Source organism: Actinoplanes sp. NPDC051513, assembly GCF_044454685.1.
GTDB lineage: Bacteria > Actinomycetota > Actinomycetes > Mycobacteriales > Micromonosporaceae > Actinoplanes.
In genome coordinates this window covers 55,476-80,956 of the sequence record NZ_JBITDW010000025.1, presented here as the reverse complement: position 1 = coordinate 80,956, position 25,481 = coordinate 55,476, and the positions used below count along the sequence as shown (strand labels likewise).

General features: G+C 70.3%; 19 protein-coding genes. 12 read left to right on the top strand and 7 right to left on the bottom strand.

What is annotated here, in order from left to right; all coding sequences use genetic code 11:
- Positions 1-110: 110 nt before the first annotated feature.
- Positions 111-1,487, top strand: coding sequence for an NAD(P)/FAD-dependent oxidoreductase (locus tag ACIA5D_RS42515; protein WP_396036323.1), 1,377 nt, complete (start codon positions 111-113; stop codon positions 1,485-1,487).
- A 178-nt stretch (positions 1,488-1,665) separates the two neighbouring features.
- Here the strand turns inward: ACIA5D_RS42515 and ACIA5D_RS42510 are convergent, their stop codons facing one another.
- On the bottom strand, positions 1,666-1,881 hold the full coding sequence (locus ACIA5D_RS42510; RefSeq protein ID WP_396036322.1) for a hypothetical protein: 216 nt from the start codon (positions 1,879-1,881) through the stop codon (positions 1,666-1,668).
- A gap of 72 nt (positions 1,882-1,953) precedes the next feature.
- Here ACIA5D_RS42510 and ACIA5D_RS42505 point away from each other — a divergent pair, with 72 nt between their 5' ends.
- The 5 genes from ACIA5D_RS42505 (at position 1,954) to ACIA5D_RS42485 (ending at position 7,385) form a co-directional block, all read left to right on the top strand.
- The gene (locus ACIA5D_RS42505) at positions 1,954-2,109 is read left to right on the top strand and encodes a hypothetical protein (RefSeq protein ID WP_396036321.1); all 156 of its coding nucleotides are present in this window, start codon (positions 1,954-1,956) and stop codon (positions 2,107-2,109) included.
- 37 nt (positions 2,110-2,146) lie between these two features.
- A complete protein-coding gene (locus tag ACIA5D_RS42500; protein WP_396036320.1) occupies positions 2,147-2,731 on the top strand; it encodes a TetR/AcrR family transcriptional regulator in 585 nt (194 codons plus the stop codon).
- On the top strand, positions 2,728-3,546 hold the full coding sequence (locus ACIA5D_RS42495) for an alpha/beta fold hydrolase (RefSeq protein ID WP_396036319.1): 819 nt from the start codon (positions 2,728-2,730) through the stop codon (positions 3,544-3,546). The genes ACIA5D_RS42500 and ACIA5D_RS42495 overlap by 4 nt, the downstream gene beginning before the upstream one ends.
- Positions 3,547-4,256: 710 nt before the next feature.
- The gene (locus ACIA5D_RS42490) at positions 4,257-5,825 is read left to right on the top strand and encodes a polysaccharide lyase family 1 protein (protein ID WP_396036318.1); all 1,569 of its coding nucleotides are present in this window, start codon (positions 4,257-4,259) and stop codon (positions 5,823-5,825) included.
- Between the two features lie 366 nt (positions 5,826-6,191).
- A complete protein-coding gene (locus ACIA5D_RS42485) occupies positions 6,192-7,385 on the top strand; it encodes an alanine--tRNA ligase-related protein (RefSeq protein ID WP_396036317.1) in 1,194 nt (397 codons plus the stop codon).
- Between the two features lie 33 nt (positions 7,386-7,418).
- On the opposite strand, the gene ACIA5D_RS42480 is transcribed toward ACIA5D_RS42485, so the two are convergent.
- Positions 7,419-8,687, bottom strand: a complete 1,269-nt coding sequence (locus ACIA5D_RS42480; RefSeq protein WP_396036316.1) for an MFS transporter — start codon at positions 8,685-8,687, stop codon at positions 7,419-7,421.
- Positions 8,688-8,780: 93 nt separating this feature from the next.
- Here ACIA5D_RS42480 and ACIA5D_RS42475 point away from each other — a divergent pair, with 93 nt between their 5' ends.
- Complete coding sequence (locus ACIA5D_RS42475) at positions 8,781-9,713, top strand: LysR family transcriptional regulator (RefSeq protein ID WP_396036315.1); 933 nt, start codon at positions 8,781-8,783, stop codon at positions 9,711-9,713.
- On the opposite strand, the gene ACIA5D_RS42470 is transcribed toward ACIA5D_RS42475, so the two are convergent.
- Complete coding sequence (locus tag ACIA5D_RS42470; RefSeq protein WP_396036314.1) at positions 9,690-10,841, bottom strand: PucR family transcriptional regulator; 1,152 nt, start codon at positions 10,839-10,841, stop codon at positions 9,690-9,692. The genes ACIA5D_RS42475 and ACIA5D_RS42470 overlap by 24 nt on opposite strands.
- Before the next feature lie 137 nt (positions 10,842-10,978).
- Here ACIA5D_RS42470 and ACIA5D_RS42465 point away from each other — a divergent pair, with 137 nt between their 5' ends.
- Complete coding sequence (locus ACIA5D_RS42465) at positions 10,979-12,202, top strand: YncE family protein (RefSeq protein ID WP_396036313.1); 1,224 nt, start codon at positions 10,979-10,981, stop codon at positions 12,200-12,202.
- Between the two features lie 49 nt (positions 12,203-12,251).
- Here the strand turns inward: ACIA5D_RS42465 and ACIA5D_RS42460 are convergent, their stop codons facing one another.
- A complete protein-coding gene (locus ACIA5D_RS42460) occupies positions 12,252-14,462 on the bottom strand; it encodes an MMPL family transporter (RefSeq protein ID WP_396036312.1) in 2,211 nt (736 codons plus the stop codon).
- Between the two features lie 272 nt (positions 14,463-14,734).
- Here ACIA5D_RS42460 and ACIA5D_RS42455 point away from each other — a divergent pair, with 272 nt between their 5' ends.
- The 3 genes from ACIA5D_RS42455 to ACIA5D_RS42445 all read left to right on the top strand — a co-directional run bounded on the left by ACIA5D_RS42455 (position 14,735) and on the right by ACIA5D_RS42445 (position 22,429).
- Positions 14,735-15,295, top strand: coding sequence for a TetR/AcrR family transcriptional regulator (locus ACIA5D_RS42455; protein ID WP_396036311.1), 561 nt, complete (start codon positions 14,735-14,737; stop codon positions 15,293-15,295).
- A 41-nt stretch (positions 15,296-15,336) separates the two neighbouring features.
- Positions 15,337-17,493: an MMPL family transporter gene (locus ACIA5D_RS42450; protein ID WP_396036310.1), complete on the top strand. Its 2,157-nt coding sequence runs from the start codon at positions 15,337-15,339 to the stop codon at positions 17,491-17,493.
- A gap of 94 nt (positions 17,494-17,587) precedes the next feature.
- Positions 17,588-22,429: a DUF4011 domain-containing protein gene (locus ACIA5D_RS42445; protein ID WP_396036309.1), complete on the top strand. Its 4,842-nt coding sequence runs from the start codon at positions 17,588-17,590 to the stop codon at positions 22,427-22,429.
- An 11-nt stretch (positions 22,430-22,440) separates the two neighbouring features.
- On the opposite strand, the gene ACIA5D_RS42440 is transcribed toward ACIA5D_RS42445, so the two are convergent.
- On the bottom strand, positions 22,441-22,602 hold the full coding sequence (locus ACIA5D_RS42440) for a hypothetical protein (protein WP_396036308.1): 162 nt from the start codon (positions 22,600-22,602) through the stop codon (positions 22,441-22,443).
- A 111-nt stretch (positions 22,603-22,713) separates the two neighbouring features.
- Between ACIA5D_RS42440 and ACIA5D_RS42435 the strand changes: the two genes are divergently transcribed.
- Positions 22,714-23,367: a hypothetical protein gene (locus tag ACIA5D_RS42435; protein ID WP_396036307.1), complete on the top strand. Its 654-nt coding sequence runs from the start codon at positions 22,714-22,716 to the stop codon at positions 23,365-23,367.
- A gap of 53 nt (positions 23,368-23,420) precedes the next feature.
- Here ACIA5D_RS42435 and ACIA5D_RS42430 read toward each other — a convergent pair whose 3' ends face one another.
- Together ACIA5D_RS42430 and ACIA5D_RS42425 are read right to left on the bottom strand one after the other, a co-directional pair.
- On the bottom strand, positions 23,421-24,239 hold the full coding sequence (locus ACIA5D_RS42430; RefSeq protein ID WP_396036306.1) for a hypothetical protein: 819 nt from the start codon (positions 24,237-24,239) through the stop codon (positions 23,421-23,423).
- Between the two features lie 48 nt (positions 24,240-24,287).
- Positions 24,288-25,193: a family 16 glycosylhydrolase gene (locus ACIA5D_RS42425; protein ID WP_396036305.1), complete on the bottom strand. Its 906-nt coding sequence runs from the start codon at positions 25,191-25,193 to the stop codon at positions 24,288-24,290.
- Positions 25,194-25,481: the final 288 nt, after the last annotated feature.

The following is a 25,481-nucleotide window of genomic DNA, read 5'->3' as shown; positions in this document are numbered from 1 at the left end:
CAGCACAGTGATGTTCCACTCCGGGCCCGTCACCGTGTCGGTACTCACGGCATAATCACGCTGATCAGAGCGCTGTACATGGCGGAGAACCGAGTACAACGGGAGTGATGATGCAGCGGCATCGTGTGGTGGTCATCGGCGCCGGGTTCGGCGGACTCTTCGCGATCAAGGCATTGAAGAACGCCCCCGTCGACATCACTTTGATCAACGGTACGGCTTACCACCTGTTCCAGCCCTTGCTCTACCAGGTCGCCACCGGCATTCTTTCGCAGGGCGAAATCGCGCCCCCGATCCGCGAGGTACTCAAGCGACAGGACAACGTCGACGTACGCCTGGGCTGGGCCTCGAAAATCGACATCGAGAACAAGATCGTGCATGTCGAGGGCCCCGGCATCGACTACTCGGTCGAGTACGACACGCTGATCGTGGCCGCCGGCGCGGCACAGTCCTATTTCGGCAACGACGGCTTCGCCGACCACGCGCCCGGCATGAAGAACATCGACGACGCGCTCGAGCTGCGCGCCCGCATCTTCGGCGCGTTCGAGATCGCCGACCTGCAGACCTCGCCGGAGGACGTCGACCGCTGGCTCACCTTCGTGGTGGTCGGCGCGGGCCCGACCGGCACCGAGATGGCCGGCCAGATCGCCGAGCTCGCCCACCGCAACCTGCCCGGGCAGTACAAGCACATCGACCCGCGCAAGGCCCGCATCATCCTGGTCGACGCGCTCCCGGCCGTGCTCAACACGTTCGGCGACCACCTGTCGACGCGCGCGCTGCGCCAGCTGCACCTGCTCGGCGTCGAGGTCGAGCTGAACACCAAGGTGGTCGGCGTCGACGCGACCGGCATCGAGGTCGAGACCGAACGCGGCCACGAGCGCATCCCGTCGATGACAAAGGTCTGGGCGGCCGGCGTCTCCGCCCCGCCCCTGGCCCGCAAGCTGGCCGAGACCACCGGCGCCAAGGCCGACCGCGCCGGGCGCATTTTCGTGGAGCCCGACCTGACCGTGCCGGGCCACCCCGAAATTTTCGTCGTCGGCGACATGATCAACCTCGACGACGAGCACGGCCAGCAACTCCCCGGCGTCGCCCAGGTGGCGATCCAGGGCGGCAAGTACGCGGCGGCCACCATCAAGAACCGCCTGGCCGGAAAGCCGGCCGGAAAGCCGTTCAAGTACTTCGACAAGGGCAGCCTGGCCACGATCTCCCGCTTCGCCGCGGTCGCCAGCATCGGCAAGCTTCGCCTCGACGGGTTCTTCGCGTGGGTGATCTGGGTCGTGGTCCACCTGTTCTACCTGGTCGGCTTCAAGAACCGGGTGAGCGCCGTGATGCACTGGGCGATCAGCTTCCTCGGGCGGGGCCGCTCCGAGCGCGTGGCGACGGTGCAGCAGGCTTTCGCCCGGCGCGCCATCCACGAGTACGGCGACCCGTTCGAGCGCGCCCGCGAGGAGATCGCCGAATCGACCGAGGAGCACGCGGCCGGCCACTAGCGCCGGGCCGGCGTTCGCCGGGACGGCATTGGCCCGGGCAACGCAGCGCCGTAGACCGACAACGCCGGACCCGGTTTCGCCGGGTCCGGCGCGGCGTTCCTGGGCCGGATTCCCTGCACCGCGAGACTGCAACCGGAGCGCCGCCCCTCGGACGCCGCACCTCCGGTCCGGACGATCGCTAGGCAGTCGCGGGGATCGGGCCGAGCAGCTCGATCCCGTTGGCCGCGGCGATGGCGAGCACCGTGTCCATGTCCGGGCTCGCGGCCGCCGCCACCGCCCGCGAGAAACTTTCCATCGGGGCGCCCGGCGCGTGCACGACAAACGCGACCGCGTCCGCCGCCGATTCGTTGCGGATCGTGTGCGGTGTCCCGCCCGCCAGGGGGGACGACGTCACCGGCGACCGCAGTCACCCGCCGTATCCCTGCATCGTCCTCGTCGAGATAGAACGTGAACTCGCGCGAAGCTCGTGCAGCCGACCGAACGCGGACGTGAGGTCGTACGCGTCGCGCAGGCTCTCGTCCCCGAGATCGAGTCGTGGATCGGCGCGATCGTGGGCGCCGACCGGGCCCGCGCCCTGCGCGAGGACCTGGAGACCATCCGCCGCGCGGTGGTACTAACCTAGGGGTCCTAGGTTTAGCCCGAGTCACCTGAGGATTGCCATGCCCCGGCAGGGTCTGACCACCGAGCGGGTCTCCGCGGCCGCCGCCGAGCTGGCCGATTCGCTGGGCCTCGACCGGCTGACGGTCGCCGCTGTCGCGCGCCATTTCGGTGTGGCCGACGCCAGCCTCTACGGCCACGTCCGCAACCGCGAGGCCCTGCTTCACCAGGTCGCTGTCCGCGCCGCGGCCGCATTCTCCGACCAGATCGCGCTCGCCGTAGCCGGCCGCGCCGGCCACGAGGCCCTGACAGGTTTCGCGGACGCGTACCGAAATTTCGCGGTGACCCACCCCGGCCAGTACGCCGCGACCAACCTCCAGCTGCCACCCGAGATCGGCCACAACTCCGCCGGCCACCTGCGCCTGATCGATCTGAGCTACGCAACTTTCCGCGGCTACGGCATCGAGGAGCCCGGTCTCACCGACACGGTCCGTTTCGTCCGCAGCACGCTGCACGGTTTCGCGACCCTCGAGTCGTCGGCGGGTTTCGGCCACCCGCGCGGCCTCGACACGTCGTTTCGCCACGTGGTCGACGCGATCCACACGGCGTTGACCCACTGGCCCGCCGGAGAGGAACAGAACCCATGACAGAGCAAGACTTCGACGTACGGGCGGCCGACGGAATCCGCTTGACGGTGCGCCGCCAGGGCGTGGGCACCCCGGTCGTCCTGGTGCACGGCTCGGGCGGCGGCCTGCACAGCTGGGCCCCGCTCGCGTTCCTGCTCGCGGGGTCGTTCGAGCTGTGGATGCCGGCCCGCCGAGGCTACGGCCCCAGCGACGTCCCGCCGTCCCGCAAGTCTTTCAAGGACGAGGTAGGCGACCTGACCACGATCCTCGACACGATCGGCCGCCCAGCCCACCTGGTGGGCGCCTCCTACGGCGCCACGCTGGCGCTGCACACCGCCGCGAGTGCCCCCGATTCGCTGCTCTCCGTGGCCGTCTTCGAGCCTCCGCTGTTCGCCTCCGGCCCCGCCGTCGTGCCTTTGCTGGACCGCTATCGTGCCGCCTTCGAGCGAAACGACGCCGCCGAGATGTTCACCGTCCTCAACGAGGTGACCCGCGTCCCGCCGTCGGTCGTTTCCGCTTTCGCGGCAGCCACCGGCGACCGCAAGCCCGACCCGGCCGAGGCCCGCCGCTCGGCCATCGGCTGGCTGCACGACCTCGAGGCCCTCGCGGATGACGACCCCGACCCGTCGCGCTGGTCGCGGCTGACGGTGCCCACGCTGCTCCTGAACGGCGGCGACACCTGGGAGCCCATGCCCACCACCATGGACGCCCTGGCCGGGGCCCTTCCCACCGCACGCCGAATCACGTGGCCGGGCCAGTCGCATTTCGCCCCGAGCACCGCCCCCGGCTTGATGGCCGACGCCTTGAAGGCCTTCTTCGCCGAGGCCTCCGCCTGACCGATCGGCGCAGGCCCGCACGGGCAAGCCGCCGATGTAACCGCCGTACAGTCTGGGCGCTGATGAGTCGCGGCGTGCGCCCCTTGATGAATCTCCGCGCGCAGCGGGCGGCAGACCATCAAGACTCAATGCGACGCCGAGCCGGCGCGTGGCCGGCGCCGGATGGTGAACGGCCGGGCGAGCGAACGGCCGGCAGCCGAGTGGCCAGCGGCCGGCGAGCGGTTGGCGACCGCGAGCGAGCGGCGGCCGGCGAGCGGCGGCCGGCGAGCGGCGGCCGGCGAGCGGCGGCCAGCGAGCGAGTGGCCGGCAGCCGAGTGGCCAGCGGCCGGCGAGCGGTTGGCGACCGCGAGCGAGCGGCCGCCGGCGAGCGGCGGCCGGCGAGCGAGTGGCCGGCAGCCGAGTGGCCAGCGGCCGGCGAGCGGTTGGCGACCGCGAGCGAGCGGCGGCCGGCGAGCGGCGGCCGGCGGCCGGCGAGCGAGCGGGCGAAAGGCCGAGCGGCAGGTCCAGGCTCGGGCGAGTGGCGTTCGGGCGGGCGAGGGGCGCGGCTGAGGCCCGGGTGGCCGCGTTGCCGTCCGGGTAACTCGTTCTTGCGTACGTAATAGATGTGTCTCTATCCTCGCACAGGAAAGCGCTTTCCTGTCTCGTGGGACCGTCGGCTCGTGGCGGTAGGCAGGTCGGGCAGACGGGTTCGACGAAGAAGCGAGGCAAGGATGAGACGATCAGTCGCGCTGCGGGTGTTCGCGGCACTGGCCACCGGCGCGGTGGGCGCCGTGGTCGCCGTCGGCCTGCCGTCCCTGGAGGCTTCGGCCGCCGCGGTCGGCAGCCCCATCGGCTACGCGTCCCAGAACGGCGGGACGACCGGCGGCAACGGCGGCACGACCGTGCGCGCCACCACCGGCACCCAGATCCACCAGGCTCTGTGCAGCAGGGCGAGCAGCAGCACCCCGATCACCATCGAGGTCCAGGGCACGATCAACCACGGCAACACCACGAAAGTTTCCGGCGACAGCTGCAACACCGCCGCCGACAAGATCGAGCTCAAGGAGATCAGCAACGTCACGATCATCGGCGTCGGCAGCGGCGCCGTCTTCGACCAGCTCGGCATCCACATCCGGGACTCGAGCAACATCATCATCCAGAACGTGACCGTGCGGAACGTCAAGAAGTCGGGCTCGCCCACGTCCAACGGCGGCGACGCGATCGGCATGGAAAGTACCGTGCGAAACGTCTGGGTCGACCACGTCGACCTCGAGGCCTCGGGCGGCGAGGACGCGGGCTACGACGGCCTGTTCGATCTGAAGGACAACGTGCAGTACGTGACGCTGTCCTACGCCTACCTGAAGAACTCCGGCCGCGGCGGGCTGATCGGCTCGAGCGAAAGTGACACCGCGAACAGCTTCATCACGTTCCACCACAACCGCTACGAGAACATCGATTCGCGTACGCCGTTGCTGCGTGGCGGTATCGCCCACATCTACAACAACTACTACTACAGCCTCAACGAATCGGGCATCAACTCGCGCGCCGGCGCCCGCGCCAAGGTGGAGAACAACTACTTCGAGGACTCGATGAACGTCCTCGGCACGTTCTACACCGACGCGGCCGGCTACTGGCAGGCCTCCGGAAACATTCTCGACAACGTCACCTGGTCGGCCGCCGACAGCGAAACCAATCCCGCGGGTCCGTCCATGCCGTCCAACACCAGCGTCTCCGTCCCGTACGCCTACGGCCTGGACAACGCGTCCTGCGTACCCAATATCGTTCGTTCGACTGCGGGCGCCAACACCGGCATGAAGACGTCGACCGGCAGCTGCTCGACGACCAGCGGCCCCTCCCCGACGACCCCCACGCCGACCAGCCCGACGCCCACCACGCCCAACCCGACCACGCCGACCACGACCCCGACCCAGCCCAGCGGCACCAACCTGAGCATCGGGGCGGGCTCGGACGGCTCGAGCAAGGCGAGCGGCACCAGCTACGGCGACGTCCGCGACGCCAGCATGACCACCTACTGGTCGCCGAACGGCAGCACCGGCTACATCTCGATCAAGTGGAGCTCGGCCACCACGGTGTCCCGCATCAACATCCGCGAGGCGAGCGGCGGCGCCGCCATCGGCTCGTGGCGGGTGCTCAACGGCGACACCGGCGCGGTCCTCAAGACCGGCTCCGGCTCGGGCGTCATCACGTTCACTTCGACGTCCCTCAAGAAAGTCACCTTCGACATCCTGAGCGCGTCCGGCACCCCGCGCGTCGGCGAGTTCGAGACGTACGCGTCGTAACAAGTGACCCGGGGCCGTCCACGTGGCGGCCCCGGCACGCGAAGGCGCAGCCAAACGCTATCGGTGAGGACGCGGCGAACCTGGCGCTCACACGTTCGGAAGCGCGGCCAACGCTGCTGATCCCCGGGCTGCCCGTAGGGCGGCCCCGGCGCACGAAACACGACAGGAAAAGCGGTGGCTGAGGCTCGTATCATGGATTCCATGACCGGCAGCACCGTTTTCGCGACCGCACGAGCTACCCGCTCGTCGGTTGCCGCTGCCTGACTTCCTTCTCCGCCGGCGACCGGAAACGGTTCGCCGGCATTTTCGTGTCACGTGCCGTCGGCGACCCCTTCCGGTTGTTTTCAACCCGAAAGGACCACCGCCATGGACGTCGAACGGACCACGCGCACGTTCACCGATTTCTTCCGCGAACGCGGCCACAGCCTGATTCCCGGCCACTCGCTCATCCCGCCGCCCGGTGATCCGGTGCTCTTCACGACCTCGGGCATGCATCCCCTGACCCCCTACCTGGAGGGCCGGCCGCACCCGCAGGGCCGCCGCCTGGTGGACGTGCAGCGTTGCCTGCGCACCACCGACCTGGAGGAGGTAGGCGACGACACCCACCTGACCGTCTTCGAGATGCTCGGCTCCTGGTCGCTGGGCGACTACCCCGGAATGCAGAGCCTGATCTGGGGCTACGAGCTGCTCCGGGACGGTTTTGGCATCAGCACCGACCGCCTGCACGTCACCGTCTTCGGCGGCGACGACCAGATCGGGCCCGACGAAACTTCCGTTCGCACCTGGGAAAACCTGGGTGTGCCGATCGAGTTGACCCGCGACGAGAACTGGTGGTCCAACGGCCCGACCGGCCCGTGCGGCCCCGACTCGGAAATTTTCGTCTGGACCGGCGAAACCCCACCGCAGGGCACCCCCACCACCGACCCGGGGTGGACCGAGATGTGGAACCACGTGATGATGCGCTACCGGCGCCACGACGACGGCAGCCTGGAGTTGCTGGTACCCGAGCGGGTGGACACCGGCATGGGCCTGGAACGCCTGCTGACGATCCTGCAGAACCAGGGCTCGGTCTTCGACTGCGACATTTTCCAGCCCTGGACGAAAACAGTCCCGAATCTGTGGGACCTGGACGACCGCTCAGTGCGCATCGTCGTCGACCACTTGCGCTCCAGCGTGGTGGTGATCGGCGACGGCGTACGCCCTTCGAACACCCAACGCGGCTACGTGCTGCGCCGCCTGATCCGCCGAGTCCTGACCACCCTGTGGCGAACCGACCCCACCCGCACCCTCGGCGACCTGCCCATCGACCCGATCCAGCACACCGTCGAGCATTTCCGGCAGGACACGAAAGTCCCGACCGTTCGCGAAATCATGCAAAGCGAGGAGGACCGCTTTCGCAGCCTGATGACGAAAGGCCGCACGATAGTTTCCCGCCACCGATCGCGCGGGAGCGGCTCGCTCACCGACGACGACTACCGATACCTGCACGACACCCACGGCCTGCCGCGCGACCTCGTGGACTTGCTCGACGAACCACCCCTGACGCAGCCCGTCGGGTAGGCCGACGCACCACGGGCCGACGCGCCGGCCTTCCTAGCGCGCGAGCTCGCCGACCTGCTCGGCGGGCTCGCCGACCTGCTCGGCGGGCTCGCGCGAGGCCGAGCGACGGGGCAGCAGCAGCGGGCTGGCGAGGATGAGCAGGCCGGCGACGGCGATCGCGGTCCGCGGGCTGGTGACGTCGGCGAGCAGGCCGGCCAGCGCGGTGAAAAGGGCGATCGACGCGCCGCTGGTGATCGACCACGCCGTCAGAGTGCGGGCGACCCGGTCGGGCGGGGTCTGCTGGAGGCGGTAGGTCGCCATGACCGGGTTGTACAGGCTCATGCTGATGATGATCGCCAGCTCCACGGCGATCACCGTCAGGAGGCCGATCACGCCGGGGCGGACGAAAGCCAGGCCGATCAGCCAGATCGCGCGCAGCGTGCCGACGACGCGGATGATCCGGTGCCGGCCGTAGCGGGCCACCACGCGGCGGGCCAGCCGGGAGCCGATCAGCCCGCCCAGGCAGGGCGCGGCGAAGGCCAGGCCATATTGCCACGGCGGGAATCCCAGGTCGCGCAGCAGCAGCACGGCCAGCAGCGGCTCGGTGGCCATGATCAGGCCGCCGACCACGAGCTGGTTGGCGAACAGGGCCCGCAGGCCGGGATGGCCGAGGATGTGCCGCCAGCCGTCCAGCAGCGGATACGACCGCGGCGCTCCCCAAGAACCCGGCCTCGGCGGGTCCGAAGGGCAGGCCGGGCGATCCTCACGCCCGCCGATCGCGGTGATGCCCAGCGCCGAGAGCAGATAGCTGAGCGCGTCGGCCACCACCGTGATCACCGGGCCGAACAGGCCGATCGCGGCGCCGCCGAGCGGCGGGCCGACCGCGATCGAGCTCCACTGCGTGGACTCGAACCGGGCGTTGGCGATCAGCAGCTTCTCGGCGGGAATCAGCACCTTGAGAAACGAGCCGCTCGCGGCGTTGAAGGCGATCTTCGCCGCTGCTGTCACGGCGGAGACGACGAGCAGCTGCGCGAACGTGAGCGCGCCCAGGGCGTACGCGAGGGGAATGGAAATCATGGCCGCGAAGCGCACAAGGTCCATCGCGATCATGACCGGGCGCTTGCGGCGGAACTCCACCCAGGGGCCGAGGGGGACGGCGATCAGCGCGCCGACCGCGGGGCCGACGGCGGAGAGGATGGAAACTTGCGCGGGGCCGGCCTGCAGCACGAGCACGGCGATCAGCGGAAGCGCACCGAAACCGAAACCCGAGCCGTAGGCGCTGACCGCATACGACGCCCACAGCCACCGAAACTGTCGCCCCATGGCGCGACATCAAAGCGCGAGCACGCGGAAAGGATCAAACAACGAAGCGGCCGGCGCGCCACAACCGCACGTTGTACCGGTAGCCTGCCGGGCGTGGATCTGGAGGCGGTGCGCACCTTCGTGGCGGTGACGGACGCGGGGCAGTTCCAGGAGGCGGCCGCCACGCTGCACGTCACCCAGCAGGCCGTTTCCAAGCGCATCGCGGCGCTGGAGAAAGATCTCGCGGTGCGGCTGTTCACCCGTACGCCCCGCGGCGCTCGGCTCACCATCGACGGCCAGGCTTTCCTGCCGCACGCCCGGGAGTTGTTGCGGGCGGCGGATCGGGCCGATGCGTCGGTGCGTCCGGGTCGGCGGCCGCTGCGGGTCGACGTGCACAGCCGGAGGATCGCGCCGGCCGTGCTGCTCCAGGATTTCTACCGCGCGCATCCCGAGATCGAGCTGGACGTCATCACGCTCAGCGCCGACGTGCACGGGGCCATCGCCGCGGTCGAGGCCGGCACGATCGACGCCACGTTCCATGCCGTCCCGGTTCCCATCCCGGCCTCGATCAGGAGCGCCCACGTGATCGACGAGTCGCACGAGTTGCTCGTCGGGCCGCGCCACCCGCTCGCCGACGCCCGCGAGATCACGCCGCATCGGCTCGCCGGGCACCGCATCTGGATGCCGGGCATGGCCGCCGGCACCGAGTGGGCCGCCTACTACGACGAGCTTTCCGCGGCGTTCGGCCTCACCATCGACGTGCTCGGGCCGGTCTTCGGCTACGAGGCCCTGCTCGCCGAGATCGCCGACTCCCCCGATCTGGCCACCCTGAAGGGCGCGAACTCGCGCTACCTGTGGCCGGACAGCTACGACCTCCGGCTCATCCCGGTGCGCGACCCGGCGCCGGTCTACCCGATGTCGATCCTCTGGCGGGCCGACAACGCGCATCCCGCGCTCGGCAAGCTCCGCGAATACCTGAACAAGCGAAAGCGAGCCCGCAAGGGCGTGTGGCTGCCGGCCTGGTCAGGAGCGGGACCACGCCCGTAGCGCCCACCACCAGCGAACCGTCTCGAGCACGGGCAGGCCCTCCGCGGGCGTGCCGAACCCGGTCAGATCCTGAAGGCGCCGCAGCCGGTACCGCACGGTGTTGGGATGCAGGTGCAGTGCCCCGGCCGTGAGGTCGAGCCGCTGGCCGTGGTCGAGATAGGCCACCGCCGTGGCCACCAGCTCGCGATGGAAATCGTCGGCCGGGGACAGCGCGCCGAGGAGGTTGCCGCTCAGGAACGTCGCCAGCATCGGCTGCGCCCCGAGGGCCGTCTCGCCTGCCAGCTCGACCACGTCGCAGATGCCGGTCGACTCGCGGGCCCGGGCCGCATGCAGCGCCGTCCGGCACAGCCGATACGCGTCCTGGGCCTGATCGAGCGTCACCGGCGGCGTGGTCACCACCAGCACGGCGGGATCCAGGGCCCGGCCGGTCGGCACCCGGGGCGTCAGCCCGCTCAGCCGCCCGCCCACCGGCGCCAGCACTCCCCCGCACCGGCTGAACGCCTCTTCCAGGGCCCGCACCCGGGCGGGGTCGGCCACGTCGGACACCACGCAGTGGTACGTGCCGCTGGGGTGGAGCCCGAACCGGGCCGGGTCTTCCTCGGGGGCGGCGGGCGCCCCGTCGTCGTCGAGCAGCAGACGCCGCAGGACCCGGATCCGCGCCGTCCGGTCGTCCCGGTGGAGCTGCCGTTCGGCCGCCCGGTAGCCGTCGATGACGTGCCGTTCCAGCTCGGTGCCGTACCGGTCGAGCTTGAGCAGTGCCTGGAGCAGCTCGTCGTACGGGATCCCGGACTCGCGCCCACGGTTGATCGCGATCTCCAGCAGGCGCGAGCGCCCGCCGTGCACCCCCGCCATCAGCCCCGCCACCGGCACCCCGAGGGCGGCCCGCTCGGCCCCGAAGCGCCGGGCCTCGGTGAAGTCCAGATCCGACTCGAAGTCGCCCTCGGCCGCGGCCCGGGCGAACGCCGAGAACCCGGCCGCCAGCAGCGCCGCGACGTGCCGGCGGCTCTCCGCCCACGGCAGCCGGGCCACCTCGGGGAACTGGGCGCGCGCCGACGCGACCACGTCGTCGACCAGCTGCTCGTCCTGCGACATGTCCTGGACGAGGGCGGCGACTGTGCCGGTCAGCACGAGCGGTCCGGTTGTAGGCCGGGGACAACGAGGCGCAGCGGCATTGGGGGTGGCCCTCTATCGACGTCGATCGTTGGCTTGTTCCCATGGTGTTACCGAAAAGTAACAGCCTCGACCCGGGTAAGGGAACCGTACACATGCGACGAATTCGGAGCACTCTCTGCGCACTGCTCGCCGCCGCTCCCCTCATGATCGGAACGCCTGCGAGCGCCGCCGCGCCGGCCCTGCAAGAGGTCATGTTCGTCGGCAACAACTGGGAAGGCACGGTCGACGTCATCCACTCGCGTGGCGACTTCGCGAAGATCGGGCGGATCAATGTCGTGCCGGACAAGACCCAGCGACTCCTGGAGATCTACCTCAACCCCATCAAACTGGCCTACTACCTCGGCATCCAGCAGGGGCCGGGCGAGGGCCACGACCAACTGGTCGACGACATGTACACCACCCCGGCCGGCGATGCGCTGGTCGCCTCGCGGCCCAGCTTCGCCGACGTCGTCTCGATCGACCTGGCCACCGGCGCGGTCCGCTGGCGATTCCCCGTGTCGGGCTACCGCGCCGACCACATGTCGGTTTCGCCGGACGGCACGAAAGTGGCGGTGTCGGCGTCGACCTCGAACACCGTGCACGTGCTGGACATCGTCACCGGCCGGCAGCTCGGCTCGTTCACGGCCGGCGACAAGCCGCACGAGAACATCTTCACGCGCGACGGCCGCTACCTGTGGAACATGTCGATCGGCGAGGTCAACACGTCCCTCGACGACCCGTCGCAGGACTGGACCAAGGGCGACCGGCACATCACGATCGCCGACACGAGCACGTACCGGGTGGTGCGGACCATCGACATGCGGACCCGCCTGGACGCGTTCGGCCGGTCCGATCTGTCCGATGCGGTCCGGCCGGCGGTCCTCACCCCGGACGAGTCGAAACTCTACTTCCAGGTTTCGTTCTTCGCGGGCCTGGTCGAGTACGACATCGCCACCGACAAGGTCACCCGCGTGACGGAGCTGCCGCTCAATCCGGCGACCAGTCCCGACCGGACCGCCTGGGTGAACGACTCCCGGCACCACGGCCTGTCGATCAGCCCGGACGGCGGGAAACTCTGCGTGGCCGGGACGATGGACGACTACGCCACTGTGGTCGACCGGGCGACGCTGACCCCCGGCCCGCTGGTCACCGCGAGCAAGCCGTACTGGGCGACGGTGAGCGGCGACGGCCTGGATTGCGTCATCTCCGAGTCGGGCGCCGACCGGGTTTCCGCGATCAGTTTCGCGACCGGGCAGAAAGTTGCCACGGTGGCGGTCGGCGACCACCCGCAGCGGGTCCGGATCGGCCACATCCCGACGAGCTGGACCCAGCCGTGAGAAAGGCCGGTGGGCCGCGAAGAGCGGCCCACCGGCAACAAAGGGAGGGTCAGTGAGTTCCGACGAGCTCGGGCTCAGGCTCGCGCTCAGGTGAATTCAGAGCGTGCCGCCCCCGCGGCCGCATGAACCTCGGCGCCCACCAGTTGGCCGGGCCCAGCAGCGTCATCAGCGACGGCAGCACGACGGCCCGGATGATCGTCGCGTCCAGCAGGATCGCCGCGGCCAGGCCGACGCCCAGCTGCTTCATGTCGATCGTGCTGAGCGTCGCGAAGATCGAGAAGACGGCGACCATCACGATGGCGGCGCTGGAGACCACGCCGGCCGACCCCACGATGCCGTCGGCGACCGCCTCGCGGGTGGGCACGCCGCGCCCGACCGCCTCGCGGATCCGGCTGACGACGAAGACGTGGTAGTCCATCGACAGGCCGAACAGCACCACGAACAGGAACAGCGGCAGCCAGCTGACGATCGCGCCGGTCGAGGTGAAGCCGAGCAGCCCTTCCGCCCAGGTGTTCTGGAAGACCAGCACCAGCAGGCCGTAGGCGGCCGCCGCGGAGAGCAGGTTGAGCCCGATCGAGGTCAGCGCCACCACCACCGAGCGGAACGTCCAGGCCATCACCAGGAAGGTGAGGATGAGCACGAAACCGGCCACGATCGGCAGCGTCTTCCAGATGTGCGCGGCGTAGTCCTCGTTCTCCGCGACGCCGCCGGCGATCGCGTATTTCACGCCGGGGATGCCGTCGAGGGCCGCGGGCGCCAGCCGGAGCCGCAGTTCGTGCAGCGAGTCGGTGGCCTCGTCGCTGCGGGTCGCGAACGGGGTGGCCAGGTTGAGCACGGTCACCGTCTTCGAGGCGGACTGGTCGATGTCCGGACCGGTCGTCTCCAGCGGCGCGAACAACCGGTTGCCCTCGGTGCTGCGGGCCAGTGAGGCGAGCGCCGCCTTGACGGCGCCGGCCTCGCTCGCCGGCGCGGTGACGGCCACGATGTGGTTGGTCCCGTTGCTCGGGTACGCGGCGGCCAGCCGGTCGTAGGCCTGCATCGCCGGCGTGGTGCGGGGCAGGTCCTCGATCCCCGGGAACCGCAGCTTCATGCCGATGGCCGGCGCGGCCAGCGCGAGCAGCGCCAGAACGCTGACCAGCAGGGTGACGGCAGGCTTCTTCAACGCCGGCGAAAGGATCTTGCGCCAGGCGCGTCCCGGCTCACCGGAGCGGCGAGCGGTCAGCCGCCACAGCAACGGCACGCGCGGCCGGTCCACCCAGCGGCCGAGCTTGGCCAGGATGGCGGGCAGCACGGTCAGCGATCCGATCACGGCGACCGCGACGACCAGGATCGAGCCGGTGGCGAGCGACGAGAAGGTCGAGTCCCCGGCCAGGAACAGCCCAGCCATCGCAATGATCACGGCAGTGCCGGACACGACGACCGCGTGCCCCGAGGTCTCGGCCGCGATCTCCACGGCGTCCACGTGGCCGCGTCCCTTAGCCCGTTCCTCGCGTTCGCGGCGCACGTAGAACAGCGAGTAGTCGACGCCGACCGCCAGGCCGATCAGCAGGATCACGCTGGAGGTCGCGTCGCCCATCGGCACCAGGTGCGAGGCGAGGGTGGAGAGCCCCATGGCGGCGGCCACCGACATGAGCGCGAGCAGCACCGGGATGCCGGCCGCGATCAGCGCGCCGAACGCGATGATCAGGATGGCCAGGGTGACCGGGAGGCTGAGGATCTCGGCCTTCTGGAAGTCCTTGCCGAGCGTGTCGTCGAGCGCCTTGTTGATCGACGGTCCGCCGACCTCCTCGATGCGCAGGTCCGGATGCGCCGCCTGCACCGAGGCGGTGGCCGCGCGCAGCGGCTCGACCCGGTCGGAGGCCGTGTCGGGGTCGCCGGCCATGGTGATCGGCACCAGCAGCGCCGAGCCATCGCGAGCGGGGATCGGCTCCCCCACCGAAGCCACGCCGGTGACCGTGCCCAGCTTGGCGGCGGCATCGGAGGCCGCCTTGGCCGCGGCGGAAGGATCAAGCTTGCCGGAGAGCGAAGTGATCAGGACGTTGTCCACGGCCGGCTCGTCGGCGAACTTGCCGTTCTCGATCATCACGTAGGCCTCGCCGGCCTCGCCGATCGCGTCGTCCTGCGCGGTCGCCTCGACCGTGCCGGCGGCGTTGCCCCCCACGAAGCACACCGCCACGAAAATCACCCACAGCGCGATCGCGCGCCATGGATGCTCGGCGCTCCACCGCGCCATGCGTACCGTCACCGGCCGCTTCCCCATGATGGGGTCCCCCTGCCCGTCGAAAAGAGATTTCTGTGTCGAACCTGAAGTTATGCAGGGCCGGAGCTGGGAACATCCGGGTCTGACCCCGGTCGCACCCGGATTCGCGTAGCTGTCGCCGCGACGACAGAAGCGCCCTGCAAAACGGGCAATCAGCCATGAAGACCACCGACACCCCGAGATCAACTCAGGGGCTTTCCCCGAAAAACGTGTGAGGACCGCCACGGTCGGTTCCCGACCAGGCTGGTCCATATCCGACTACGCTGGTCCGCATGCCGCGCCCGACCAAGCAGCAGATCGAGGACGAGATCCTCGAAACGGCAGCCACCCTCTTCGCCCGGCACGGGCTCAAGGAGACGTCGATCCAGCGGGTCGCCGACGCGGTCGGCTACTCCAAGACCGGCCTGCTGCACCGCTTCCCCACCAAGGAGGCGCTGCAGGAAGCGGTCGTCGACCGGGCGATCGCCGAGATGCGCGCGATCGCCGCCGAGGCCGACGGCCTGCCGCTCGGGCCCGGCCGTGACCGGGTGGTGCTCACCGGCGTCGCCCGGCTCGCCATGGCCCGGCCCGGCGCCGTGGCGCTGCTGCTCAGCGGCCTGATGAGCGCCCCCGACAGCGAAGTGCTCCAGCAGATCGGCGGGGTCGTGTTCACCGCCTTCGGCATCGCCGATCCGGCCTGCGTCACCGAGATCGACCTGCCCCGGATGCTGCGCATCGTCGGCGCCCTGGGCGCGCTCGCCGTCACGGCGGTCGCCATGCACGACAAGCTCACCGCCGCCGACCTGGGCGGCATCGTCGAAGTCGGCTACGACGCCCTGGGCCACCGCCGGTAACAAAGCGCCACCTCATCACCTAGGCAGAGGAACCCCCCGACATGGCAACGCTGCTGCATCGCCTCGGACTGGCAGCCGTACGTCACAAGATCATGGTCACCGTCACCTGGCTGGTGGCGCTGATCGCGGTCGGCGTCGGCGCGGCCACCCTGTCCGGGCCGACCGTCAACTCCTTCTCGATCCCCGGGCAGGAGTCGACGATCGCGCTCGACCTGCTGAAGCAGCGCTTCGGCGATGCCTCGGGCGGCGCCACCGCCCAGGTGGTCATGGTCGCCCCGGGCGGCGGCAAGATCACCGATCCGGCCGGCGCGGCCCAGGTCACCGAGATCGTCGGCAAGCTCGCGAAGCTGCCCGGCGCGGTCGCCGCCACCAACCCGCTCGACCCCGAGTCGCCGGTGGTCTCGCGCGACCAGACCGCCGCGTACAGCACGGTCAGCTACGGCGTGCAGGCCTCGGAGATCACCGCCGACGAGCGGGAGGCGCTGCAGAGCGCGGTCGGCCAGGCCCGCGCCGGCGGTCTCACGGTCGAGGTGCGCGGCGAGGCGTCCAAGGAGTCGGGCGCCGACGTGGGCGGCCCGGCCGAGGGCCTCGGCGTCGTGGTGGCGCTGCTGGTGCTCGCGCTGACCTACCGGTCGCTGGTCGCCGCCGGGATGAACCTGCTGACCGCGATCGTCGGCGTCGGCATCGGCGCGCTCGGCATCGTCACGCTGACCGGCTTCGTCGAGCTGCAGTCGACCACCTCGATCCTGGCGGTGATGCTGGGCCTCGCGGTCGGCATCGACTACGCGCTGTTCATCTTCACCCGCTTCCGGCAGGAGCTGCTGCGCGGCCTGCCCGTGCCCGAGGCGGCGGCCATGGCGGTCGGCACGGCCGGTTCCGCCGTGGTGACCGCGGGCCTGACCGTCGTGATCGCCCTGGCCGGCCTGAGCGTGGCGGGCATACCGTTCCTCACCGAGATGGGCCTGGCCGCGGCCGCCACCGTCGTCATCGCCGTGCTGGTCGCGATCACCCTCGTGCCGGCCGTGCTCGGCATCATCGGCCTGAAGGCACTCCCGCGTAAGAAGCGATCACAACAAGAGAGCAGCGATGAGGGCCGCGGCTTCTTCAAGGGCTGGGGCGACATCGTCACGAGGCGCCGCTGGTTCAGCCTGATCGTCGCGGTCGCCGCGCTCGGCGTGATCGCCATCCCGGTCACGAAGATGCAGACCTCGCTGATCCAGCAGGAGGTGCCCGGCAGCACCCAGGCCAAGGCCGACGCGATCATCTCCGAGCGTTTCGGCCCGGGCTTCGCCGGGCCACTGCTGGTCCTGGTGGACGGGGCCGGTTCCGCTTCCTACGCGGCGACCGTACGGGAACAGATCGGCGCCCTGCCCGGCGTCGCCGTGGCCACCGCCCCGCGTCCCGGCCAGGCCGGCGACGCCGCGCTGATCACGGTCATCCCGGCCAGCGGACCGGATTCCCAGGACACGGTCGACCTGGTCCACGCCGTACGCGACAAGGTCTCCGACGGCCCGGACGCCAAGGTCTACGTCACCGGCCAGACCGCGATCAGCATCGACGTGTCGCAGAAGCTCAGCGACGCCCTGCCGATCTACCTGGCGCTCGTCGTCGGCCTCGCGTTCGTGCTGCTGGTCCTGGTTTTCCGCTCGATCCTCGTGCCGGTCGCCGGCGTGCTCGGCTTCCTGCTGACGATCGGCGCGGCATTCGGCGCCACGGTCGCGGTCTTCCAATGGGGCTGGCTGCAGGAGGTGGTGAACGCCAAGGTCACCGGCCCGCTGCTGAGCCTGTCGCCGATCATCATCGTCGGCATCCTGTTCGGCCTGGCCATGGACTACATGGTGTTCCTGGTGTCGCGGATGCACGAGGCGCACGCCCACGGCGCGACGCCGCGCGACGCGGTGGTCACCGGCTTCCGGCAGGCCGCCCCGGTGGTGGTCGCCGCGGCTACGATCATGTTCTCGGTGTTCGCCGGCTTCGTGCCGCAGGGCAACGACACGATCAAGCCGATCGCCTTCGCACTGGCCATCGGCATCCTCTTCGACGCCCTGGTGGTCCGGATGATCGCCATCCCGGCCGCGATCGCGCTGATGGGCAAGGCCGCCTGGTGGCTGCCGCGCTGGCTGCGCCGGCTGCCGGAGCTGGACGTCGAAGGCGCCGCCCTGGAGCGTGAGGCGCCGGAGCCGGTGCCCGTCGCCTGATGATACGAGCGATTCGCCCGCTTCCTTCATAAAAGACCGACGGAAGCGGGCGAATCCCCAACATAACGGCCGTCCGTCTTGCTGCAATTGAGGCATGCGGCCGGATCATGCAGCGGAACAGAGCGAGCAACCCGACGGCGAGGTCAGGGCTGCGCTCGAAACGTGGCGCGAAGGCCTCGTCGACCTCACCGACGCCAACCGACTGCTCAACTTCGGCCGCACCCCGTCGGACGCCGTCCCGATCACCGGGCCGTCGCCGAAGTCGCTGCTCAAGGTCCTCCAGGAGGACGGCGTCTTCGGCTTCCCCGGCGGCGACAGCGGCCCGGAGCAGCAGGTGCTGCGCACCCCACTGCCCGAGGAGGAGCTGGGCGCGCTGCTGCACCGCCTCTACCGCCGGTCGCGCCAGGAGATGCTCGACCGCGGGGTGTGCTCGCTGTACCTCGCGATCGGGATGATGCACTGGACGGACGACCGCAACACCCCGTACGAGAGCCCGATCTTGCTTGTTCCGGTCGAGATCGACCCGGCCGGGCCGCTGCTGCGCGCGCGGCACGACGACCCGATCGTGAACCCGGCCCTGGCGTTGCGCATGCGTCCGCTCGACATCGCGCTGCCCGAGGTGAGCGCGCTAGCCGACCTCGATGTGACCGTGCTCTGGGCGCACATCGACGTGGCGATCGGCGAGCGGCCCGGCTGGTACGCCGACGAAACCGTGGTGCTGTCCAGCTTCGGCGTGCACCGCGAGTCGATCCACGCCGACCTGATGGAGAGCGAGCCGCACATCGTCGAGCACCCGCTCGTGCGGGCCCTGGCCACCCGGGACGCGGCGCACGCGTTCGCCTTCGACCCGCCCGACCCGGCCCGGATCGACGAGATCGCGCCCGCCGAGGACATCCCGCTGCTGCTCGACGCCGACGCCGGCCAGCGCGCCGCGGTCGCCGCCGCGGTGGCCGGGCGCAGCTTCGTGCTCGACGGGCCGCCCGGCAGCGGCAAGTCGCAGACGATCGCGAACATGGTCGGCTGCCTGCTGCACGCCGGCAAGCGGGTGCTGGTCGTCTCGGAGAAGGCCGCCGCGCTCGACACGGTGCAGCGGCGCCTCACCGAAGCGGGGCTCGGCAACTATCTGCTGCCGCTGCACAGCGACCTGACCGGGCGGCGCGAGGTGGCGACCGCGCTGACCGCGGCGCTGGACACCGATCCGGCGCCGCTCGCGACCATGGACCCCATCGACCGGCGCGCGGTCCGGGAACGGCGGGAACGGCTCTCGGCGTACGCGGAAGCCATGAATTGCATTCGGCAACCGCTCGGGCGAAGCCTGCACGAGGTGATCGGCATCTGCGCGATGCTGCAGCACGTGCCGGCCGCGCCGGTGCCCGGCGAGATCCCGTCGGAACTGACCGCGGAAGGGCTCGACCAGATCCGGGACGCGGTGGGACGGCTCGGACGGCTGCGCAGCGAGAGCTACCTGTGGCGGGAAGCGGTCGAGCGCGAGCCCATGGAGATCCCGCTCAAGCAGGCCCTCAAGGCGCTCGGCAAGCTCGCCGAGATGGTGATCGCCAACTCGACCCTGGCCGACGCGTTCGATCTGCACGAGCCGGCCGGGGCGAGCGCGCTCGCGGCCCTCGCGGCGCACGCCGGCCGGAAGCCTGGCAAGATCATCGAGGAGTGGCTGACCGCGTCCAGCCTGCAGCCCATCCAGCAGGCCGCCGCCGATCTCACCCGGCATCTGGCCGCGCTGCGCTACGGCGGAATCCCGTGGGCCGAACTGCCGTCCGCGGCCGATCTCACCAGCGTCCCCGACCTGGCCCACCTGCGTCCCGACCCCGTCGACCTGAAGCCGCTGAACGCCGCGCAGGCCGAGCACCTGGCCAACAAGTTCGCCGAGGAGGCCGACCGGCTCGAGACCCGGCAGGAGAGCCTCGACCGGGTCACCGCCCGGCTCGGCCTGCCGCACGTGGTCAGCTTCCCCGACTCGGCCCGGGTCATCACCGTCGCCGCCCTTATCGCCCGGGACACGAAGCCCGAGGCGGCCTGGTTCGCCGAGGGCGGGATGGCCGCCGCGCACGCCGCCGTGCGCGCGCTGCGCAAGGCCGTCGAGGCCGTCAACACCGCCGAGGAGCAGGCCCGCCGCCACTTCGACGAGGGCGTGCTCTCCGAGCCGATCGAGGAGATGGCCGAGCGGCTCACCAACCGGCGCGGTCCCCGCAAGTTGCTGCGCTCCACCCGCAAGGCCAAGAAGACCGCGATCGAGTCGGCGCTGCCCGAGGTCACCCCCGAGGAAGCGGTCGCCAATGTCGAGGACGCGGCGGCCTGGAAGGCGGCGCTCGACGAGCTGGAGGAGCTGGCCGACGAGCACGCCGGCATCCTCGGCCGGCACTGGGACGGCATGGACACCGACTTCGCCGCCGTCCAGGAGGCGCTGCACACCGCCGACGAGGTCGTCCGCGAGACGCCCGCCGAGGCGCTCGCCGCGGTCGTCGTGCACGTGACCGCGCCCCGGCCCAACAGCGCGCTGCTGCGCATCGTCGGCGAGGCCCGCGAGGAGTTCGACCGGTTCCGTACCACGCTGCGCGAGGCCCCGGCCCGCGCGCCCCGGCCCGAGCTTGCCGAGGGCGCCATCCAGGACGCCGTCAACTGGCTGCGCGCGCACATCGCGCCGCTGCGGGCCGCGGCCGAGATGCTGCGCGCGTACGGCGGACCGACCGGTCGCGGTGACCTCACCCTCGCGGAGGCGGTCGAGATCGCGCAGCAACGGCAGGCCGCCGTCGACGCCGAGGCCGCGATCTGGGCCGCCGCCGGGCCGCACGCCGCCGTTCTCGGCTCGATCTACCGTGGCACCAAGACCAACGACGACCTGATGAACGAGATCGTCGCCTGGACCGCCGAGGCTCGCCGCCTGCACACCGGGCACGACCGGCAGCTCACCGCGGAGCAGGCGCACGCGCTCGGCGAGGCCGAGTCCAGCGACGACCTGGCCGCCGCGGTGGCCGGTTGGGAGCACGCCCGCGAGCAGGTGCTGGGCGCGTTCGCCCCGCCCCGGCGGATCGAGCTGACCACCCATCTCGGCGACTACGACACCGCCCGCGACCTGCTGGTCGAGCTGTTGCACGACGCCACGGGACAGCAGGAATGGTTCGTCCACCAAGACGCAAAAGACGCCATTCTTTCGTACGGCCTGGGCGAGGCCCTCGAGTTCTGCGCCGATCAGGAGGTCCCCGCCGAGCGGATCTGGCCCGTGCTCGAGCGCGCGCTGTACCGGGGCTGGGTCGACCAGATCCTGCGCACCGACCACGGCCTGCAGCCGATCGCCGCCGAGGACCGGGTGCACCTCGTCGAGGTGTTCAAGCTGCTCGACAACGAGCTCAACGCGGCGGCGCTGGCCGACATCGTGTACGCGGTCGAGTCCCGGCGACCCTCGGCGGCCACCACCGGCGAACCCTCGCTCATCCGGCGGGAGGGCAGCAAGAGGACGGGGCATCTCGCCGTACGCGATCTCATCGCCCAGGCCCGGCACGCGGTGCAGGCGCTGAAACCCTGCCTGCTGATGTCACCGCTCGCGGTGAGCCGCCTGCTCCCGCCGGAGATCGAGTTCGACGTGGTGATCATCGACGAGGCGTCCCAGGTGACCACGGCCGATGCGATCAACTGCGTCTACCGCGGCGACGCGCTGATCACCGTCGGCGACGCGAACCAGCTGCCGCCGACAACTTTCTACGACAAGGTCGAGGACGACGTGGTCGACTTTCCGTCGATCTACGACCTCGCGCACGAAACTTTCCCGGTTCTGGAGCTGGGCTGGCACCACCGCAGCCGGCACGAGGCGCTTTTCGCTTTCGCGAATCTTGCGTACTACAACGGCCGCCTGGTTTCGCTGCCACGCGCCTACGCCCGGGAGCCCGACCACGGCGTGCAGCTCTACCACGTCGACGGCGTCTACCACCGCATGACCACCTCGGACAACCCGATCGAGGCGGCCGCGGTGGCCGAGCGGGTGCTGCACCACCTCACCCACCGGCCCGGCCAGACGCTGGGCGTGGTGACGCTGTCGGTGGCCCAGGCCGACGCGATCTCGTCGGCGGTCGAGGACATGGTCGCCGAGCACCCTTCACTGGCGCCTTTGCTCGACGAGTCGGACCGGCTGGACGGTTTCTTCGTGAAGAGCCTCGAGGCCGTCCAGGGCGACGTCCGCGACGTGATCATCCTGTCGGTCGGCTACGGCTACGACGAGAACGACAAGATCAGCACCAACTTCGGCGTGCTCAACCGCGCCCGCGGCTGGCGCCGCCTCAACGTGGCCATCACCCGCGCCCGCCGGCGCATCGAGGTGGTCTCGTCGATCCACGCCACGGATGTACAGGACATGGGCAACGAGAGCATCCGGCACCTGAAGGCCTTCCTCGAGTACGCCGAGCGGGACGCGGCCACGCTGGGCACGGACGTCACCGACACTTCAGACATGTCGGCATTCGAGGAATCGGTGCTGGAGACCATCCACGGCTGTAACTTCGCCGTCCGCCGCCGCATCGGCGCCGCCGGCCACTGGATCGACGTCGGCGTGCTGCACCCCGACCACCCCGACGAGGTGTACGCGCTCGGCATCGAGCTGGACGGCCCCGGCTACCGCGCGGTGCCGTCGGCCCGCGACCGCGACCGGCTGCGCGAGCAGGAGCTGCGCGAGCTCGGCTGGCACCTGCACCGCGTCTGGTCGTCGTCCTGGTACACCAACCAGGCCGAGGAGGCGGGCCGCCTGCTCGCCGCGATCCAGCGGGCCCTGGCCGACCCGGCGCCCGGCTTCGACCGGCTGCCGTCACGCGGGTGGAATCCGCCCTACCGCCCGGTCAGCCGGTCGCTGACCACGGACATGCCGTTCGGGGCGGCCGCGTCCACGGGCATCTTCGGTTCCCCGCCGACCGTCGTCATCGAGGGCGAGGAGTAGCCACGGTCGGCTCAGCCGCCCCGGCTCGGCGAGCCTTCAGTCGAGCAGCCAGCCGCTGACCGCGAGCCCTCGGGCGTGAGCGAACCGATCAGCACGAGCAGCAACGTCACGCTGCTGCCGACGCGCGCGCCGATCAGCGCACGGTTCCCGCGCGGGTGGCCGACGATGAACATGCCACCGTGGCCGGGCTGCCTGCGATAAACGAAAATGTGCTCTCGAAACTCGATAGTGGACTCGGCCCCTTGCTAGGGTGCGGGCCACGTCGTTCCCGTCAGACCCGCGGGGTGAGCCTGTTGGCCGAGATAATGACCGCCGTCGCATCGCTTTTGTGGCCACTGGTCGTCGTGGTCGTACTTATTTTCCTGCTGCCCGTCTTCAAGCGATTCCTCAGCCAGAGTGACTCGATCGACGTTGAGGTCGTCGGGGCAAGGATCTCGATGCAGAGAGCCTCGGAGGAGTTGCGCAAGCAGATCAACGATCTCCAGGATCGGGTCAACGAACTCGAGGCGACTCAGAACATCGGCGCAGCGGACCCACCGGTCGTGCCTGATCCCTCGGTTCCGTCCAACACCGTGTTGTGGGTCGACGATCACCTGGAGAACAATCTGTACGAGCGTGCCCGCCTGGCAGAGGCGGGCCGCCGCATCGTGCAGGCGGATTCCACGAGATCGGCGATGGAACGTCTCCGCGACGGCGGGCCGTACGGAGTGATCGTCTCCGATATGAGTCGCGAGGAGAACGGCCGGCTCAATATTTACGCCGGTCTTGATCTTCTCGAACAAGTAAGGAACGCGGGAAGCGATACTCCCATCGTCTTCTACAGCTCACCGGGCGGCCTGTCCTCTGTCCGGGAGGAATTGGAGCGGGCCGACAATGTCAGATACACCGCCTCCCCCAGCGAATTGATGCGCTTCCTCAACGTCCATAGCGACAACTGAGACCCGCCTGCCGAGCTGGGCAAGCGATGCGGCGTTGATTCGTGCAAGCGCGATCAGGCGGGCTCGGTTCTGATCATGCGGACCAGCGCCCGGATCCCGGTCAACAGCTCCTGATGATCGCCGATCCCGTCCAACGTGGACTCGATCCGCCGAGCCATCTCGTCGATCCGGTTGCGGGTGCGGTCGTTGAGGGCGCGGTAGTCGGCCCGGTCGGTCGCCTGGGCGCTCTCCAGCCGCCCGAGCTGAACCCGCAACTGCGCGTGGTCGTCCGCGAGCGCCTTCCCGGTGCGCCGCAGCTCCTCGGCGGCCGTCGCCCGGGATTGGTCGAAGGCCGTCCGCAGCGCCTCGAGATCGCCCGCGAGCTGGACGACTCTCCCCTTCAACGTGGCGACGTCGTCGATCGGGAACAGCCCTTCCCGGCGCAGCACCACGAGCCGCGTCCGCAGGTGCACGAGGAACGCCTGCGCCGGCCGCACCGCCGTGGAGACCAGGTAGAACGCGGACAGCCAGTACCCGGCGAGGTTGCCGGTGACCACGGCGAACACCACGGTCGCGACGGCCGTGCCGACATGACCGGCGAGGGCGATGACCAGCGTCCGCCGGGCGATCAGCCAGGCTTCCCGGTCGCTGCCGTCCGGGACGGAGATACCGCGCTCCCGCGACATCGCGTTGCGCCGCAACACCTGCCGCGCGTCGAAGTACAGGTTCCAGGGCAGCGTGACCAGCACGACCGTCCACATCAGAGCCGCGACCCCGCCACCCACGGCCAGCAGCGCCGCGAGCGGCACACCGGCGAGCCGTCCGAGCCAGGCCAGCAACAACGCGACCGCGGCGCCCCCGACGACCACCGCCCACCACCGAAGCATGCTCATGCGGCTCACTCTTGTCGGCGGGCAGCATCGACGCCTGAGCATGCATACCTAAGGCGCCCGATACACCTTCACCCAGTCGACGTCCATCATGACGGTCTTCGGTGTCTCGGCGGTGCGGCAGGGGATGAAGTCGTCGCAGCCCTGGTCGAGCTGCAGCGCCAGATGCATCACCGACTCGGTGGGCAGCCCGGTCTCGATCTGACCGGGCGTCACGTTGAAGAACTTCTTGCCGTCGAGGTAATAGGTGACCCGGTTCGGCAGCCAGTCCACGGCGATGGTGTGGAACTTGGTGAAGTCGGCCTTGGTGTCGGTGCCGACCTTGTGGTTGTCCTTCCCGTGGTGCAGAAAGCTGCCGAACGACGCCCGCGCCGGGTTGGTGATCTCGGCGAGGTCGATCTCGCCGGCCGCCGGCCAGTCGGCGTTCTCCTTGGGCCACAGCAACACCACCGCGGAGTAGCCGGCGCCGGCCTGCACGCGGAAGCGCACCTCCCAGCGGCCGTACTTGAGATCGCGCAAAAACATCACGCCCCCGCCGACGTCCTTGCCCACCCGCTCGTTCACGCCGCCCGCGATGTGCAGCATGCCGCCCGACACCGAGACCTGATCGCCGCTGCGAGGCGGCGTCCCGTCGGGCGTGTCGTATTCACCCCATTCGTCGGAGAGCGGCCCGTCGAAGTTCTCCACCACCGGCTCACCCCAGAACGAGGTCCGCGTGGGCTTACTGCTCGGCGATCGCGTCGCGGCGGGCGACGACAACGACAAGCCCGACGCGTACGGGGAGGGGCTCGCCTCCGGCACACCCGCGCCCTCTCCCGAGGCCACCGGCGGCGGGGCGTCACTCGGCGTGACGACCGCTTCCGGGGCGGATCGCGCCGTCCCGCACGCCGCCAGGAGAGTCAGCGCGACCCCGGCCGTGGCGAGACGGCGGGGCAGCGACACACGCAGGGGATTCACGGGAGACCAGTCTGCCGACTCCCGGCCCGGGCCGCGACGGTGGAACGGCCGCAACTTCCGTCCCTCCGGCCAGGACTGTCACGTTGGGTGACAGAAGTCTCCCGTCCGCGCTAGGCGGACGGGACCGAGTGGGCGCCTGCCCACTTCAAGTGGGCAAGCGCCCACTCAGAGGGGGCGAAGTGGGCGCCTGCCCACTCAGAGTGGGCCGGCGCCCCCTCGGGCCGGCGAACGGGTCAGGCGGGGGGCGCCGGCGGTGTGGTGTGGGGGAATGGCGGCACCGCGGGGGTG

Excerpts from the sequence above, each read along its gene's own strand:
- ACIA5D_RS42515 (WP_396036323.1), top strand. The coding sequence starts at position 111 with ATGCAGCGGCATCGTGTGGTGGTCATCGGCGCCGGGTTCGGCGGACTC.
- ACIA5D_RS42500 (WP_396036320.1), top strand. The coding sequence starts at position 2,147 with ATGCCCCGGCAGGGTCTGACCACCGAGCGGGTCTCCGCGGCCGCCGCC.
- ACIA5D_RS42495 (WP_396036319.1), top strand. The coding sequence starts at position 2,728 with ATGACAGAGCAAGACTTCGACGTACGGGCGGCCGACGGAATCCGCTTG.
- ACIA5D_RS42490 (WP_396036318.1), top strand. The coding sequence starts at position 4,257 with ATGAGACGATCAGTCGCGCTGCGGGTGTTCGCGGCACTGGCCACCGGC.
- ACIA5D_RS42485 (WP_396036317.1), top strand. The coding sequence starts at position 6,192 with ATGGACGTCGAACGGACCACGCGCACGTTCACCGATTTCTTCCGCGAA.
- ACIA5D_RS42480 (WP_396036316.1), bottom strand. The coding sequence starts at position 8,687 with ATGGGGCGACAGTTTCGGTGGCTGTGGGCGTCGTATGCGGTCAGCGCC.
- ACIA5D_RS42465 (WP_396036313.1), top strand. The coding sequence starts at position 10,979 with ATGCGACGAATTCGGAGCACTCTCTGCGCACTGCTCGCCGCCGCTCCC.
- ACIA5D_RS42460 (WP_396036312.1), bottom strand. The coding sequence starts at position 14,462 with ATGGGGAAGCGGCCGGTGACGGTACGCATGGCGCGGTGGAGCGCCGAG.
- ACIA5D_RS42455 (WP_396036311.1), top strand. The coding sequence starts at position 14,735 with ATGCCGCGCCCGACCAAGCAGCAGATCGAGGACGAGATCCTCGAAACG.
- ACIA5D_RS42450 (WP_396036310.1), top strand. The coding sequence starts at position 15,337 with ATGGCAACGCTGCTGCATCGCCTCGGACTGGCAGCCGTACGTCACAAG.
- ACIA5D_RS42445 (WP_396036309.1), top strand. The coding sequence starts at position 17,588 with ATGCGGCCGGATCATGCAGCGGAACAGAGCGAGCAACCCGACGGCGAG.
- ACIA5D_RS42440 (WP_396036308.1), bottom strand. The coding sequence starts at position 22,602 with ATGTTCATCGTCGGCCACCCGCGCGGGAACCGTGCGCTGATCGGCGCG.
- ACIA5D_RS42430 (WP_396036306.1), bottom strand. The coding sequence starts at position 24,239 with ATGAGCATGCTTCGGTGGTGGGCGGTGGTCGTCGGGGGCGCCGCGGTC.